This is a genomic window from Streptomyces sp. JN8, assembly GCF_055808075.1.
Genome location: NZ_CM147852.1, coordinates 5,429,165 through 5,444,007 on the forward strand (window position 1 = coordinate 5,429,165; position 14,843 = coordinate 5,444,007).

Sequence of the window (14,843 nt, forward strand, 5' to 3'; positions counted from 1 at the left end):
CGGATCACGGTGCGCACGTCGAGCGGGTGCCGAACGCTCCGAAACTTCCCCTGGATGCTTTCAGAGTGCATGTGCCGCTGGAAACCGCTTACGGTCCGACCTTGACCCGATCGTGACCGTTATTCGGCGTTCCTGCTCCGGAATGTGTCCGTCCGTGGGGCGGACGTGAGAACGGGGGCGAACGAGGGGACGTGAGGGGCCGTCAGCCGGCCGTGTTCACCATCGAGGCCGCCGCGTACGTCAGGTAGCGCCACAGCTCGGCCTCGTGCTCCGGGGCCAGACCGAGCTCGTCCAGCGCCGCGCGCATGTGGCGGAGCCACGCGTCGTGGGCCGCGCGGTCCACGGCGAACGGAGCGTGCCGCATCCGCAGGCGCGGGTGGCCGCGGTGGTCGCTGTAGGTGCGGGGGCCGCCCCAGTACTGCATCAGGAAGAGCGCGAACCGCTCCTCCGCCGGGCCCAGGTCCTCCTCCGGGTACATCGGGCGGAGCAGCGGGTCCCCCGCGACGCCCTCGTAGAAACGGCGGACCAGGCGGCGGAAGGTCTCCTCGCCCCCGACCTGCTCGTAGAAGGTCTGCTCCTGCACTGCTTCCCCGGGAATCTCGTTCACCGTTCCATCGTCTCAGACGCCCGGTCCTAGGACCGGGGGTCCAGGACCGCTCGCCGGAGCCCCCCGGCGGCGGGAGAGTGGAGGCATGGGTGAGCGGCGGGACGAGTTCGCCGAGGCCGGCGCGCGGGCGCGGCGGGCGCTCGTGCGGGAGATCGACGCCCAGGGCGTGCTCGGCGACGACCACTGGCGGCGGGCCTTCGCCGAGGTCCCGCGCCATCTCTTCGTGCCCTATTACTACGTCCCCGGCACCGGCGGATACGAGCGGCTCTGGTCCGGCGACCCCGACCCCGAGCGGCGGGACCGCTGGCTGCGCGGGGCGTACGCGGACACCGCCCTCGCCACCCGGGTCCGGGACGGCGAACTGGTCTCCTCCGCCAGCCAGCCCTCCCTGATGGCCCTGATGCTCCACGCCCTCGACGTCCGCGACGGCCACGACGTCCTGGAGATCGGCGCCGGTACGGGCTACCACGCCGCCCTGCTCTGCCACCGCCTCGGCGCGGAACACGTCACCACCGTCGACCTGGACGCGGAGATCGCCGAGTCCGCCCGGACCCATCTGGCCGCCGCCGGCCACCGGCCGGCCGTGGTCGCCGCCGACGGCGCCCGCGGCTGCCCCGAGCGCGCCCCCTTCGACCGCGTGGTGGCGACCTGCGCCATGCCCTCGGTCCCGCCCCCGTGGCTCGCCCAGTGCAGGCCGGGCGCCCTGGTGCTCGCCCCCGTCTCCACCGGGCTCCTGCTGCTGCGGGTGCACGACGGAGGCCACGCGGAGGGACGGTTCCTCGCGACCTCCGCCTACTTCGTGGCCCTGCGGGGCGCGGCGGGCCGCGTCCCGCGGCACGGCCCGGCGGGCGACGAGCGCTTCCGCTTCTTCCAGGGCCTGGTCGACCGGGCCCTGGACCGGAACGAAGCGCTCTCGCTCTGGCTGCGCGAGGGGCGGCCGGAGCGGGAGCGCTTCGGTGTGACGGTCAGCGGCGAGCGGCAGTGGGCCTGGCTGGACGACCCCGGAGGGCCCTACGCCTGGCCGCTGCCCGCCGGCGGTTTCAGCCCACCCGGATCGTGATCGTCGTCCAGGCGCCGACGTGCACCCGGTCGCCGTCCTGGAGCTGGACGGGGACGTAGGGCTGGATCGGCTCCTCGCCGCCGTTGATCGTGGTGCCGTTGGTGGAGTTCTGGTCCACCACCGCCCACGAGCCGTCCGGCTGCTGCACGAGCACGGCGTGCTGGTGCGAGACGCCCGGGTCCTCCGGCGGCACCGCCAGGTCGATGTCCGGGGACTCGCCCGTCGAGTGCCGGCGGCGGCCGATGGAGACCTGGTTGCCCCGGAGCGGCAGGTGCTTGTCCGGCGAGTACGCGGGCAGGTTCAGCCCACCGGCCTCCGGGCCGCTGCGCTGCATCATCGCCATGAAGTACTCGCGGTCCGGGCCGATGACCGCGGTCCAGGACTGGGGCTGCCGCGGCGGCGGGAACTGCTGCTGCGGGGGAGCCTGGAACTGCTGCTGCTGCTGGGGCGGCGGCGGGGGTGCCATGTGCGGCGGGGGGCCCTGGTGCTGCGGAGCCTGCGGGGGCGCCTGGTGCTGCTGCTGTGGCGGAGGCGGTGCCTGGTGCTGCTGCGGCGGGGGCCCCTGGTGCTGCGGAGGCTGCGGCGGCGCCTGGTGCTGCGACGGCGGTGAGAGGACCCAGTCGTCGTCCGCGCGCGGCTGCGGCGGCGCGGGCGGCGGCGGGGCCTGGGCGGGGGCCCCCGGAGGAGCGGACGGCGTCTGGAGGTACGCCGGAGGCGCCGGCGGCTGCCCGCCGGGGGGACCGAAGGGGTCGCCCTGACCGGGCGGGCCGGGCGGCTGCTGCGCCGGCGGGCGCTGCGGCGGGGCCTGGTGGTGGGTGGGCTCACCGCCCAGCGGCTCGGCCGGGCGGTTGACCTGCGAGGGCCGCGAACCCTGGTAGCCGAACGGGTCCTGGCCCGGCGGCGGCCCCGGCGGTCCCTGCGGGTCCGGTCGGCCCGGCGGCGTGGACTGGAAGCCCGGCGGAAGGTTCAGGCCGGGCGGGGGGCCCGACGGGCGCTGCGCCGACGGCACGTTCTGCGGGGCCACCGGCGTGTACGAGGTCGCGGTGTTCGTGAGGAAGTTCCAGCGGCACTCCTCGCAGAACGGCGCCATGTGCTCGCGCGGCGTCCGGCACTGCGGGCAGAACTCGGCCTGGGCCGTCGCGTTCGGGTCGCCACCGGGGCCGAAGCCGCCGGGAGCACCGGGCGCGTCGTAGCCCCCCGGGCCTCCGGGGCCGCTCGATCCGGCCGGGCCGGGGTATCCGTAGGCGGGGGGCGGCGGCGGGGGAGGCGGCGGTACGGCACCCGTCGGCGCACCCGCCCCGGCCATGCGGTGGCCGCAGACCTCGCACCAGTCGTCGGAGACCGACTGGTGTCCGTTCGGGCAGGTCGGCATGTCGGTGCTTCCCCCTCTCGTCGTCCGGCCCCTGGCCGGGCTACCTCTTGACGCGAACGGTCTTGGTGGAGCGGGTCTCGAGTGTCATCTCGTCCGCTTCCGCGACCTTCGCCTTCAAACGCACAGTACCGGTCGCCGCGTCGACCACGTCGACCACCTTCGAAAGCAGTTTCGCCGTATCCGCGTTGCCGGAGGCCGCCGCGAGCTGCACGGCGCGGCCCAGTTTCGCCGTCGCGCCGTCGTGATCGCCCGATTTGCGGGCATCCAGCCCCTGCTGGATGACGTCCGCGAGCTCCGCCTGGCCCGTGTAGTGCGCGACCTGGGGGTTGATCGAGGTCGACATCGCCAGGTCGTCGGTCCACACCGCCCGTACCAGTCCCTGGGACAGTGGCCTCGGGTCGCCGCCCAGCGGGTCCGGCGCGAGCAGCGAGACCCGGGCCGCGAGCATCTCCTGCCCGATCGCGGCCTGCGGGACCCGCACGCTCACGTGGTAGTCGCGGGACTCGTCGCCCCAGGAGCCCGTCGGGTAGTCCCCGGCACGCGGCCCGGCCTCCGTACGCCGCGCGGTCAGGTCCTCGACCGTCGGGGCCACCTGCTTCACGTAGGCGATCTCCACCCCGACCGGGGTCCACAGGCGCAGCGTGACGTCGGCCACGCCCTTGCCCATCGTCTGCTCCATCATCGCGGTGAAGTCGGCGGCGAGGCCGGCCGGGTCGGCGACGATGTCGGCCGAGCCGAGGAGCGCGGAGGCGATCCCGGTGACCTCCTTGACCTCCCAGTCGGTGCCCACCCCACGCGCGTCGCAGGTGAAGCGGCCGGCGCAGGCGTCGAGGGCGGCCCGCAGCTCCTCCGGCGACTCGTGCTCGTTGCGGCCGTCGGTGAGCAGGATGCCGTGCCGGATCGTGAGGTGGTCGGCCGAGGAGAGCAGCCGGTCGGCGAGCCGCAGCCAGGTGCCGATCGCCGTGCCGCCGCCCGCGCTGAGCCGGCGCAGGGCCTCCTTGGCCTCGGCCCGGGTCCGGGCGTCGGCGACGGCGAGGCGGCCGTTCCCCGGGTAGACCTCCTTCGCCAGGTGGGTGCCCGCGACCACGGCGAAGGACGTGCCGTCGTGCAGGGTGTCGACGGCGGCGGCGGTCGCCTCGCGGGCCCCGCGCATCTTGGTGGCGGGGTAGTCCATCGAGCCGGAGCAGTCGACCATGATCACGACACCGGCGGCGCTGCCGGCCGCCGGGGTGAGCGGCTGCCGGCCGGTGGTGCCGCCGCCGGTCGAGGTGACCGTGACGATCGCGCTGACGTCCCGGCCGCCCTCGGGCAGGAACTCGTTCTGGTAGACGTCCACCGAGAACTGCGGCACGGTCGACTTGGAGAAGTTGGCCATTCGTTACGGCTCCTCGGGCAACGACGGTCGGACGACGGAGGGACGGGGCACCGGAGGCCGCTCAGGCCGGTCCTGCCCCCGGGGGGACGGCGGTGAACGGCACCAGCGCGACCGTGATGTTGTCGTGGCCGCCGCCGTCCAGGGCGTGGCCGACGAGGACCTGGGCGCTGTGCAGCGGCCGGTCGGAGGCGTCGGCCGGGACGACCCGGGCCATGTCCTCGGCCCCCTCCGCGTAGTTCCACAGGCCGTCCGTGCAGACGACCACCACGCCGGACCGGTCCGGCTTGAACGCGGCCGTGTGCGGCTCCAGTTCGTAGGCGTCGGCGCCGAGCCAGCCGGTGATCGCGTGGGCACGCTCGTCCGCGTAGGCCTCCGCCTCGTTCATCAGGCCGGCCGCGACCATCTGCGCGGCCCAGGAGTCGTCCTCGGTGAGCCGGGCCGCCGGGGTGGCCCGGTCGTCCGGCACCCAGTAGACCCGGCTGTCGCCGACCCAGCCGACGACGAGCAGGCCGTCGGCGACGACGGACCCCACGATGGTGCAGGCCGGGGCGTTGCGGTGGCGCTGCGGGTCGTGCTCGGCGCCGTCCTCGCCCGGCTCCTCCGCGAGGGAGTTCACGGCCTCGGCGGCGGCCACGATCGCCTCGTGCATCGCCTGCTGCGGGTGGGTCCCCCGGGGCAGCGCGGCGAGTAGGGAGGCGCCGGCCGCCTCCGCCGCCGCGGCGGAGGCCTCGTCGGGCCGGGTGGCCGAGGACACGCCGTCGCACACGATCGCGAGCGTGGCGGGGGAGCCGTCGGGGAGCGTGGTCGCCGACACGGCGAACGCGTCCTCGTTGCGGTGGTGGCGCAGCCCGCGGTCGGAGACGGCGGCGACGCCGCCGAGCTCCCGCTCCATGTGGTCGCGCTCGCGGGGCTGCGCGTGGCCGCAGTTCTCGCAGTAGCCGTCGGTGTCGACCCGCCCGGCCCGGCAGGCCACGCACAGGGCGGAGCCGGGTGCGGCGGCGGCCGGTGCCGGATCCCCGGCGGGCGGTCCGGACACCGCTTCCGCCTGCGGTGCGGGGGCGGCCGCGGCCGCCGGAGCCGGGTCGGCCCGTACCGCCGTCCGCGGGTCGGGCGCGGCCAGCTCGAAGTCGCCGCCGCCCGCCGCGGTCCGGCCGGCGGGTCCGGCGGCCGGGGGCACCGGCCCGTCCGTGCGGACCTCCATCGTCGGCAGGTCCCTGCCGCCCGAGTCGGTGCCCGGCAGGTCGCCGGGGTGCTGGGTGGCGGTCGACAGCGAACCGGGGTCGCGGGACGGGGCGTCCGGCCAGGCCACGGGGGTGACGATGGCCACGGTCGGGCGGTCCGGCTCGACCCCGGCGGCCGGCACGGCCGCCAGGTCGTGGCCGCACGCCCCGCAGAACCGGTCACCCGACTCCAGGGGCTCCGCGCAGTCCGGGCAGACGGTGAGGCCGTGCGACGGCTTCGGCTTCTGGGACATCCTCACACCCACGTCCGGGGGCGGAAGCGGTTGGCCCGCTCCACCAGTTCGATCCTCTCCTCGCCCCGCTGGGCGAGCCGGGCCAGCACCCGGTACGAGCGTTCGAGGCCGAAGCGCAGTCCGCGCTCGTCCAGTTCACTTCCGAGCAGCAGCGCGCCGCCGCCCGGTTCCGCACCGGGACTACCGGAGAGTACCCAGTCGAGGGCGGTGCCGAGGACCTCCGTCGACAACTGCTCGCGACGCACGGCGTCCAGACCGAAGCCCTGGAGCGCCGAGACCTGGGCCGCGGCCGCCGTCAGGTCGGCGGCGAGCGGATCCCCCGCCGGACGCCGCCGCAGCCGCGCCCGCACGGCCGCGACCCGGGCCGGGGTGTAGTGGATCGAGGCCTCCGGCACGGACTCCAGGGTCCCTACGGCCCCGGCCCGGTCCCCGGCCGCGAGCTGCACCCGTGCCAGACCGAAGGCCGCGCTGACGAAGCTCGGGTCCGTCGTCCACACCAGGTGGTAGTACTCGGCGGCGTTGTCCAGCTGGCCCAGCACCTCGGCGCAGATCCCGAGGGCCAGCTTCGGCGAGGGCTCGCCCGGGAAGGCGTCGTAGACCGCGTCGAAGGAGAGCGCCGCGTGCTCGTGATCGCCGGTCACCAGGGAGGCCACCCCCCGGTACCAGACGACCCGCCAGTCGTCCGGGTCGCGTTCCTCCAGACCGGCCAGGGTCCGTGCGGCGCCCGGCAGGTCGCCCAGCTCCAGCTCGGCCCGCAGGGTCCGCAGCCGCAGCTCGGCGGAGGGGGCGGGCGCGGCGTGCAGCGCGGCGAGCAGTTCACCGGGCGCGGCGGCGGCGAGACCCGCGAGGAAACCGGCGTTGGGGTCGCCCGTGTCGACCCGGGGCACGGGCAGGGCGAGTGCGACGGCGGGCGTGTCGAGCGGCGCGAGCAGGGCCCCGAGCCCGGGACCGGCGGGAGCGGAGGGACCCGTGCCCCGCGGCCCGCCCGGCGGGACGGCTCCGGCCGCGGCCCCCGGTGCGGCGGCGGGCGCCGGCGCCACCGGCTGCCTGCGGCCCCGCCGCGCGCCGAGCAGCGACACGTCGTCCGTCTGCTCGGCGAACAGGGCCGTGTCCGTGACCCGCACCTCCGTGCCGAACAGCGTCGACAGCGCGGGCCGCGGCCGCCCCGACTGGAGGGCCACGACCTCCCGCAGCACGCCCGTCAGCTGCTCCGCCATCTCCTGCGCGGAGGAGAACCGCCGCGCCGGGTCCGGGTCGGTGGCCCGGACCAGGAAGCGGTAGAACGACTCGTACGTCCGGAAGACCGGGATGTTGCCCGGGTCGGGCAGCGAGTCCACGAAGACGTTCGTGTAGCCCTGGAAGTCGAAGGTCATCACCGCGAGGGTGCGCGCCACCGTGTACAGGTCGCTCGCCACCGACGGCCCGACCTCGGCCACCTCCGGCGCCTGGTAGCCGACCGTGCCGTAGATCGCGGACTCGTCGTCGTCCATCCGTCGGACCGCGCCCATGTCGATGAGCTTCAGCTGGTCCTCGGACTGGATGGCGTTGTCCACCTTGAAGTCGCAGTACAGCAGGTTGCGGCTGTGCAGGTGGCCGAGCGCCTCCAGGGCCTCGATCCCGTACGCGCAGGCCTGCTCGACCGGCAGCGGGTCGCGGCGGCCGTCGGGGGTCCGGCGCTCGTTGGCGATCTCCTTGAGCGACTTGCCGCCGACGTACTCCATGACGATGTAGCCGTCCAGGGAGCCGGTGCGCTGGTCGAGGTGCTCGACGAAGTTGTAGATGCGGACGATGTTGGAGTGCTCGATCTCGGCGAGGAAGCGGCGCTCGGAGATCGCGGCGGCCATCGCGTCCTGGTCGCCGGTGTCGAGGAGGCCCTTGAGGACGACCCAGCGGTCGGAGACGGCCCGGTCGACGGCGAGGTAGATCCAGCCGAGGCCGCCGTGCGCGAGGCAGCCCGCGACCTCGTACTGGCCGTGGACGATGTCCCCGCCGCGCAGCTTCGGTACGAAGGAGTACGGGTGCCCGCACTTGGTGCAGAAGCCCTCCGTGCGGCCGGGTCGCTCGCCCCGCGAACGGCCCACGGGCGCACCGCAGTCCGCGCGGGAGCAGAAACGCTTCCGCTCGGGGACCTCGGGGTTCTCCATGACCGCGGCCCGCGGGTCCGGCCGCGGCACCTCCGGGATCGACACCAGACCGGCGCCCAGCCGGTTCCGGGCGGACTGGCCGGTCGAGGTGCCGGAGCTGCGCACCGACACCGAACGCGACGCGGAGGCCCCGGACAGCGAGCGCGAGAGCCGCCCGGAGACCGAACGGCGGGAGGTCGACGAGCGGGACGAGGCCCGCGACGACGCCCGCGAACTGCTCCGCGAGGACGCCGAGTCCGGCCCCCCGACGGCGCCACCGCCCCCGCCCGGGTTCCGGCCCGGCACGGCCACCCCCGTGGGCGTCGAGCCGATCAGCCCGCCGGCCGCGACCACCGGGGCCAGGCCGCAGGTGTCGCAGTACAGCTCGCCGCCTCCCATGTCCTCGTACGACCCCTCGCACGAAGGACGCTGACAGCTCCCCACACCCGTCTCCCCGCCGCTCACCACTGCCGTCCTTCCGCGTCCCTCGGGCCGGACAGTACGTCCGCCGCCGCCTGCTGGTAGCGCAGCACCGCCTGCTCCGCGACCCGCAGGTCGCAGGGCGCGCTCCACAGCATCCGGCGGGCCGCGTCGTACCGCTCCACCAGCAGCGGGTCCTCCGCCGCGCCGAGCCGCGCCACCTTCGCCTTGTACGCGTCGAGCCTGCCGCGCAGCTCGGCCCGGACCGCGAGCGGGGCCGTGACCGCGGTCAGCGACTCGCGGGCCCGCAGCAGTTCGTCCTCAGCGTCCCGCTCCAGGGACTCCAGGAGCGGGGAGAGCCGGTGCCACTGGGCGTGCCTGCGGTACTCGGCGGCGGCCACCAGCCGCTCCTGGAGCGCCGTCGGAGGCCCGCTGACCGCCGGCACCTCGGAGGCCGCGATCTTCGCCAGGACCTCGCCGCGCGCGGCCCGCGCCTCGGCGAGCGTGCGGTCCGCCCGGGACAGCACGTCCCGCAGCCGGAGCAGCCGGTCCTCGGAGTCCTGCCGGACCGCGAGCACGGCCTCGATCTCCCGCCGGATGTCCTCCAGGGCCAGCGCCGCCCGGTCGTACCGCTCGGTGTCCGGACGCCCTCCGCCGGGCGCCGAACTCCCCGTCGCCGGACGCCAGAACGCCAGCGGATCGGTGACGACCTGGGAGCGCAGCGCGCCCAGCTCGGTGGTGATGTCCTCCAGCTCGTCCCCGGCCGGGTGCTCCCCGGGCCGCACCCCGACCGAGTGCGCGAGCGAGCGCGTCCGGCCGAGCTCGGCGGCGAGGAGGTCTATCCGGGCGGGCAGCGCGGACCAGACCGCGTCGGCGGTCACCACCACGTCGAGCGAGGAGGCGTACAGCTCGTTCATCCGGCGGACCAGGCCCTCCAGGGTGAACCGCTCGGTGAGCAGCCCCTGTTCGCCGGTCCCGCCCGCGACGTGCACGCTCTCCCCGCGCAGCCGGTCGGTCAGCTCCACCAGCTCGTCACGGCCGGGCCAGCGCCGCCGGGCGCGCACCTCGCGGGCCTCCCGGAGGGCCCCGGTGTACACGTCGAAGCAGGTCCAGAGCAGCGTGATGGTCCGCTCGGTGGCCGCCCAGCGGTCCCGGGTGGTGCCGGTGAGCTCCGCCCCTTCGAGCAGCCTGCGGCCCGCGTGGTCCTGGAGTGCGAGGAGCGAGTCCTCGACGGCCTTGTGCTCGGCTCCGAGGCGCGCCAGCGCACGGTCCGCCTCGTCCCGGTCCATCACCGGCCCAGGGGGTCCCGTGACGCCCATCGATCACCTCTTCCTCTCCGTGTACGGGGCTGGTCGTACGGGGTGCCCGGCGCTACTTGTACAGCGGGGCCGGCGGTCCGGTGATCCCGGGCAGGTCCTTCTCCAGCCAGGTGCGGTACGCCTGCTGCCAGGGCCCCTTGCGGTAGCCGACGAGGACCTGGTTGACCCGGCGGACCAGGTCGTCGTTGCCGAGCTTGGCGGCCACGCCGTAGAACTCGGTGGTGAACGGTCTGCCCTTGAGCTCGACCGCCGGGTCCTGGGCGGCCTGGCCGGCCGCCAGCGCGTTGTCGGTGACGACCGCGTCGACCTCGCCCATCTGGAGCCTGGCCAGGCAGTCCAGCTGGTTGGGCACGGTCAGCAGGTCCTTGTCGTCCTTGGTGCCGTCGCCCTCGTCCTTGAAGAGGGCGCCGAACGACTTCTCCTCCAGGGCCTCGTAGGCCGTGGAGCCCTCGGCGGTGCAGACCCGCTTGCCCTTCAGCGAGGTGTCGTAGCCGGTGATGTCGGTGGCGAGCTTGGGCGCCAGGACCTGCTGGCCGGCCTGGAAGTAGGCGGTGGAGAAGGCGACCTGCTGGATCCGCTTGCAGTTGATCGTCATGGTGCGCACGACGAGGTCGACCTTGCCGCTGTCCAGGGCGGCGATCCGCTGGTTCGTGGGGATCGCCCGGAAGATGACGGCGTCCCCACTGCCCAGCAGGTCCTCGGCGACGGCCCGCGCCAGGTCGATGTCGAAGCCTTCGAGCGCGCGCGTCTCCGGATTGCGGTAGCCCCAGCGGTAGCTGGACTGGTCGACGCCGACGACGAGCTTCCCGCGCTTCCTGATCGCCTCGATCGCCGGTCCGTCCGCCGTCGAGGGGGGCAGGGAGGCCCAGGGCCGGTCGCAGGTGTCCGCCTTGATCTGCACCCCGGTGCCGATGCCGGGTCCCGGCCCCCCGGCGCCGGGGGCGGCCGCCGCGTCGGCGCCGTCGTGGGCCAGCGGGAGCAGGGTGAGCGAGGCGGTGAGCCCGCAGGCCACGGCCATCGCGGCCACCCCGCCCCAGCCCCGGAAGCGCTGCGCCGTCCGCCGCACCAGCGGGTACGTGCCGTTCGGCATCCCGCCCCCTCTCACCGGTACTCCGACAGTCTGCGGTTGATGCCGAGCACGGCACCCGCCGCGCCCAGTATCCCGAGGACCGCGGCGCCGAGCGGCAGCGCGGTCAGGGCGTCCCTCGCGTCCCCGGCGGCGCGGGTGAACTCGGCCTGCTCGTGCGCGAGGGCGCGGTCCAGGGCGGCGTCGACCTGGTCGAAGGACCGCCCCGTCGACTTCTCCGCCTGCTCCGCCTGCTCCGCCGACCCCGACTCCCCGAAACCGACGGTCCGTTCGAGGGCGCCCTCGAAGTCGCCCGCCTCGTCCTTGGCGCGGGCGTCCCGGTGGCGCTCCTTCCACTCGGCCGTGCGGGAGGCAGCCTCGTCGACGGGGCCGCGGCCGGCGTCGTCGTCCGCGTGCTCCCGCGCCGTGGCGAGCGCGGACGTCAGGGTGTCCATGCTCGACGTGTACGCGGCCTCGTACTTGTCGTTCTTGCCGTCCTCGGTGAGGACGGCGCCCCGGGCGACCAGGGTCAGGTTCTCGTTGGCGCGGGCGGTGAGCGAGCCGATCCGGGCCGTGTTGAGCGCCTGGAGGGACTCCTGGCCCTGCGCCCGCGCGGTGTCGAGCCCGGCCCGGGCGACGGTGTGCGCCGCGAGCAGCCAGAGCAGCACGGCCACCGTCGCCGCGGTCGCCGCGAGCAGTCCGTGGTTGAAGACCCGGTTCGTCCGCGCGTAGGTGCGGCGCTGGGCCCAGACCAGGACGGCGAGGGTCAGCAGGCCGACGCCCAGGGCGAGCAGCGGCCAGGTGCGGGCCGACTCGTCGTCCTCCCGGAGCCGTACGGTCTCGGCCTCGTACAGCCGCTCGGCGGCGGGCAGCAGCGTGCTGGTCATCTGCTGGCTCGCGTACCGCAGATAGGCCCCGCCCAGCGGCAGGCCCTGCCGGTTGGCCGCGCGGGCCCGCTCGATCAGGCCCGTGTAGCGCGGGAGCTGCTCGTTGAGCGTGGCGATCTCGCGGGCCGAGGCGCCCGAACCGTCGGTGCTCGCCGCGGCCTTGACCAGCAGCCGCGCGGCGGTGGCGATGTCCCGGTCGTACCGCGCGCGGGACGCGGCCGGTTCCAGGGTGCCCGCCAGGAAGCCGCTCGCCGCGGTGGTGTCCGCGTCCGCGAGGGAGCGGTAGATCGCGGCGGCGTCGGCGGACAGCGGCTGGCTGCGGCTCACGACGTCGTCGGCGGCGGTGGTCCGGTCGTCGACCTGCAGGGCGGTGACGGCGCCGAACGCGACGACGAGCAGCGCCAGGACGGCTCCGAGGATCTGCAGCCGGCCGGGCTCGGTCGTCGTGGCGACCCGCAGCCGCTCCCGTCCCACGGACCAGGCGCTCCGCCCCGCGGGCGGGGCGGCACCCGGCGCGGGCGACGGCTGCGCGGGCACGCCGGCCGGGCGCGCGGGCGCCTGCGCCGCGCTGCCCGCCGGTGCGGCGGGTGCGTTCGGCGGGTGTGTCACGTGACCTCCCCCTGGTCGCCGACATCGGCCGGTCCGGCCTGCAGTATGGCCGCAGGGGGCCGTCCGCACACCGGGATTGACTGGATCTTGTTCTTATCGTGCCGTATGCCCCCGGCACATCCGCGGGCGAACCCCCTCGCATCGCGGGGCGAACCCCCTCACTCTGGATACGTCGCCCGGCCGTGATCGGTTCCGTTCCGGGCATCGCTCGAACAGGTGAACATGCCGGCGGGGCGCCCCCTCCGGTGGAGGGGACGCCCCGCGACCGCACCCGTCGGCGCCTCAGGCCCCGTAGTGCTCCCGCAGCCGGGCCGCGGCCACCGGGCCCGCCGCGACCTCGTCCAGGGCCAGCAGCCCCGCCCCGAGGACCGGCGGGGCGGTCACGAAGCCGATGACCGCCTTCGGTGCCCGCTCGGCGAGGAGCGCGCGGATCCTCGACTCCAGCTGCGGATGCCGCGCGGCGAGCACGCTGCCGCCCAGCATCACCGGCGTCTCCTCCTCCAGGAGGCCGAGCCGCCCCAGGGCGACCGCCGACAGCGCCACGACCTCCTCGGCGAGCCGGTGCACCAGGGACAGCGCGACCGGGTCGCCGTCCGCGCTCACCCGGAACAGGACCGGGGTGAGCTCGTGCCGCCGCTCGAAGGGCACGTGCCCCAGGTGCAGCGCCTCTATCAGCGCGTACATCGTCTCCAGGCCGAAGTGCGCCGGCAGCGCGCGGGCCAGCTCGGAGGGCTCCCCGCGCCCGTCCTCGGCGCGCGCCGCGAACCAGAGCGCCTCCTCGGCCATGCCGCTGCCGCCGCCCCAGTCCCCGGAGATCTTCCCGATCGCCGGGAAGCGGGCGGTCCGCCCGTCCGGGGTCATGCCGACGCAGTTGATGCCCGCCCCGCAGACCACCGCGACCCCGCGCGGCTCGTCGATCCCGGCCCGCAGGATCGCGAAGGTGTCGTTGTGCACCCGCGCCGACCGGCTCCAGCCCCTGCGGAGGAGCTCGGCCCGGAGGGCGGTCTCCTCCACGGGCAGGTCCGCGTTGGCGAGACAGGCCGCGACATGGGCGAACGCGGGGGAGGACCCGGCTCCGCCGGCCTCCGTCCACGCGCGCCCGACGATCTCCGCCAGGGTGTCGACGGCCGTCTCCACCCCCACCACCGGCGGTTGGAACCCGCCGCCGCGCGCCGCGCCGAGGACGGTGCCGTCCTGGGCGAGGACCGCGGCGTCGGTCTTGCTGTTCCCCGCGTCGATCGCGAGGAGGACGCCGTCCAGGTTCACGCCCACGCGAGGTGCTCCCGGTTGTGCGCGATCAGCCGGTCGGTGAGCCCTTCGGCGGAGGCGTACTGACCCACCAGCGGGTGCGCGAGCAGGGCCTTGAACACCCGGTCCCGGCCGCCGCGCAGCGCCGCTTCGAGCGCCAGGTCCTCGTAGGCCGTGACGTTCGCGACGAGACCGGCGTACAGCGGGTCCACCGGCGCGACCGGCAGCGGCACGGCGCCCTGCGCGCCGATCGCGGCCTGCGTCTCGATGACGGCGTCGTCCGGCAGGAACGGCAGCGTGCCGTTGTTGTACGTGTTGACCACCTGGTACGGCGAACCGCCGCCGCCCAGCAGGCCGGCGGCCAGGTCCACGGCCGCCTCCGAGTAGAAGGCGCCGCCCCGCCTGGCGAGCAGGGCCGGCTTCTCGTCGAGCGCCGGGTCCCCGTACAGGTCCAGGAGCTCCTTCTCCATCGCGGCGACCTCGGCGGCCCGCGAGGGCTTGGTGCCGAGCTCCCGGACGACCTCGTCGTGCGCGTAGAAGTACCGCAGGTAGTACGAGGGGACGACGCCGAGCCGGTCCAGGACCGGACGCGGCAGCCGCAGGTCGTCGGCGATCGCGTCGCCGTGCTCGGCGAGCAGCCGGGGCAGCACGTTCTCGCCCTCGGGGCCGCCGAGGCGTACGGCCCGCTCCCAGGTGAGGTGGTTGAGCCCGACGTGGTCCAGGTGGACCTCGGCCGCGGCGACGCCGAGCAGGGCGGCGAACTTCCGCTGGAAGCCGATGGCCACGTTGCACAGGCCGACGGCCTTGTGGCCGGCCTGGAGCAGCGCGCGCGTGACGATGCCGACGGGGTTGGTGAAGTCGATGATCCAGGCGTCCGGGTTGGTGCGCCGGACCCGCTCGGCGATGTCCAGGACGACCGGGACCGTGCGCAGCGCCTTGGCGAGACCGCCGGCGCCGGTGGTCTCCTGCCCGACGCAGCCGCACTCCAGCGGCCAGGTCTCGTCCTGCTCGCGGGCGGCCTGCCCGCCGACCCGCAGCTGGAGCAGGACGGCGTCGGCGCCCTCGACCCCGGCGTCGAGGTCGGAGGTGGTGGTGATCGTCCCCGGGTGCTCCTGCCGGGCGAAGATCCGCCGGGCCAGGCCGCCGACCAGGTCGAGCCGGTCGGCCGCCGGGTCGACGAGGACGAGTTCGGTGAGGGGCAGGGTGTCGCGCAGTCGTGCGAATCCGTCGATCAGTTCGGGGGTGTAGGTGGAACCGCCCCCTACGACAGTGAGCTTCATGGT

The 14,843-nt window shown here is 75.2% G+C and carries 11 protein-coding genes; 1 reads left to right on the top strand and 10 read right to left on the bottom strand.

Going from position 1 to position 14,843, the window contains the following annotated elements; translation table 11 throughout:
- Positions 1–202: 202 nt before the first annotated feature.
- Complete coding sequence (locus ACY0MR_RS23925; RefSeq protein WP_388798685.1) at positions 203–607, bottom strand: globin; 405 nt, start codon at positions 605–607, stop codon at positions 203–205.
- An 85-nt stretch (positions 608–692) separates the two neighbouring features.
- Between ACY0MR_RS23925 and ACY0MR_RS23930 the strand changes: the two genes are divergently transcribed.
- Positions 693–1,667, top strand: a complete 975-nt coding sequence (locus ACY0MR_RS23930) for a methyltransferase domain-containing protein (RefSeq protein WP_473555251.1) — start codon at positions 693–695, stop codon at positions 1,665–1,667.
- Here ACY0MR_RS23930 and ACY0MR_RS23935 read toward each other — a convergent pair.
- The 9 genes from ACY0MR_RS23935 to ACY0MR_RS23975 all read right to left on the bottom strand — a co-directional run bounded on the left by ACY0MR_RS23935 (position 1,648) and on the right by ACY0MR_RS23975 (position 14,840).
- Positions 1,648–3,039 carry an FHA domain-containing protein gene (locus tag ACY0MR_RS23935; protein WP_473555254.1) on the bottom strand — a complete coding sequence of 464 codons (1,392 nt, stop codon included), beginning with the start codon at positions 3,037–3,039 and terminating at the stop codon, positions 1,648–1,650. The two genes, ACY0MR_RS23930 and ACY0MR_RS23935, sit on opposite strands and share 20 nt — an antisense overlap.
- 40 nt (positions 3,040–3,079) lie before the next feature.
- Positions 3,080–4,414 carry a vWA domain-containing protein gene (locus ACY0MR_RS23940; RefSeq protein ID WP_388798694.1) on the bottom strand — a complete coding sequence of 445 codons (1,335 nt, stop codon included), beginning with the start codon at positions 4,412–4,414 and terminating at the stop codon, positions 3,080–3,082.
- Between the two features lie 61 nt (positions 4,415–4,475).
- Complete coding sequence (locus ACY0MR_RS23945; RefSeq protein ID WP_404082535.1) at positions 4,476–5,888, bottom strand: PP2C family protein-serine/threonine phosphatase; 1,413 nt, start codon at positions 5,886–5,888, stop codon at positions 4,476–4,478.
- Between the two features lie 2 nt (positions 5,889–5,890).
- Positions 5,891–8,410: a serine/threonine-protein kinase gene (locus ACY0MR_RS23950; RefSeq protein ID WP_473555258.1), complete on the bottom strand. Its 2,520-nt coding sequence runs from the start codon at positions 8,408–8,410 to the stop codon at positions 5,891–5,893.
- Positions 8,411–8,472: 62 nt separating this feature from the next.
- Positions 8,473–9,750, bottom strand: coding sequence for a coiled-coil domain-containing protein (locus ACY0MR_RS23955; protein ID WP_473555259.1), 1,278 nt, complete (start codon positions 9,748–9,750; stop codon positions 8,473–8,475).
- A gap of 52 nt (positions 9,751–9,802) precedes the next feature.
- Positions 9,803–10,840, bottom strand: coding sequence for a glutamate ABC transporter substrate-binding protein (locus ACY0MR_RS23960; RefSeq protein WP_473555262.1), 1,038 nt, complete (start codon positions 10,838–10,840; stop codon positions 9,803–9,805).
- A gap of 11 nt (positions 10,841–10,851) precedes the next feature.
- Entirely contained in the window at positions 10,852–12,312 is a 1,461-nt protein-coding gene (locus ACY0MR_RS23965; RefSeq protein WP_388798705.1) for a hypothetical protein, read from the bottom strand.
- Positions 12,313–12,594: 282 nt separating this feature from the next.
- Positions 12,595–13,584, bottom strand: coding sequence for an N-acetylglucosamine kinase (locus tag ACY0MR_RS23970; RefSeq protein ID WP_361859654.1), 990 nt, complete (start codon positions 13,582–13,584; stop codon positions 12,595–12,597).
- Complete coding sequence (locus tag ACY0MR_RS23975) at positions 13,575–14,840, bottom strand: 6-phospho-beta-glucosidase (protein WP_388798708.1); 1,266 nt, start codon at positions 14,838–14,840, stop codon at positions 13,575–13,577. Before ACY0MR_RS23975 ends, ACY0MR_RS23970 begins: the two co-directional genes overlap by 10 nt.
- Between the last annotated feature and the right edge of the window lie 3 nt (positions 14,841–14,843).

Coding starts and splice junctions, on each gene's coding strand:
- ACY0MR_RS23930 (WP_473555251.1), top strand. CDS start 693: ATGGGTGAGCGGCGGGACGAGTTCGCCGAGGCCGGCGCGCGGGCGCGG.
- ACY0MR_RS23935 (WP_473555254.1), bottom strand. CDS start 3,039: ATGCCGACCTGCCCGAACGGACACCAGTCGGTCTCCGACGACTGGTGC.
- ACY0MR_RS23940 (WP_388798694.1), bottom strand. CDS start 4,414: ATGGCCAACTTCTCCAAGTCGACCGTGCCGCAGTTCTCGGTGGACGTC.
- ACY0MR_RS23945 (WP_404082535.1), bottom strand. CDS start 5,888: ATGTCCCAGAAGCCGAAGCCGTCGCACGGCCTCACCGTCTGCCCGGAC.
- ACY0MR_RS23950 (WP_473555258.1), bottom strand. CDS start 8,410: ATGGGAGGCGGCGAGCTGTACTGCGACACCTGCGGCCTGGCCCCGGTG.
- ACY0MR_RS23955 (WP_473555259.1), bottom strand. CDS start 9,750: ATGGGCGTCACGGGACCCCCTGGGCCGGTGATGGACCGGGACGAGGCG.
- ACY0MR_RS23960 (WP_473555262.1), bottom strand. CDS start 10,840: ATGCCGAACGGCACGTACCCGCTGGTGCGGCGGACGGCGCAGCGCTTC.
- ACY0MR_RS23975 (WP_388798708.1), bottom strand. CDS start 14,840: ATGAAGCTCACTGTCGTAGGGGGCGGTTCCACCTACACCCCCGAACTG.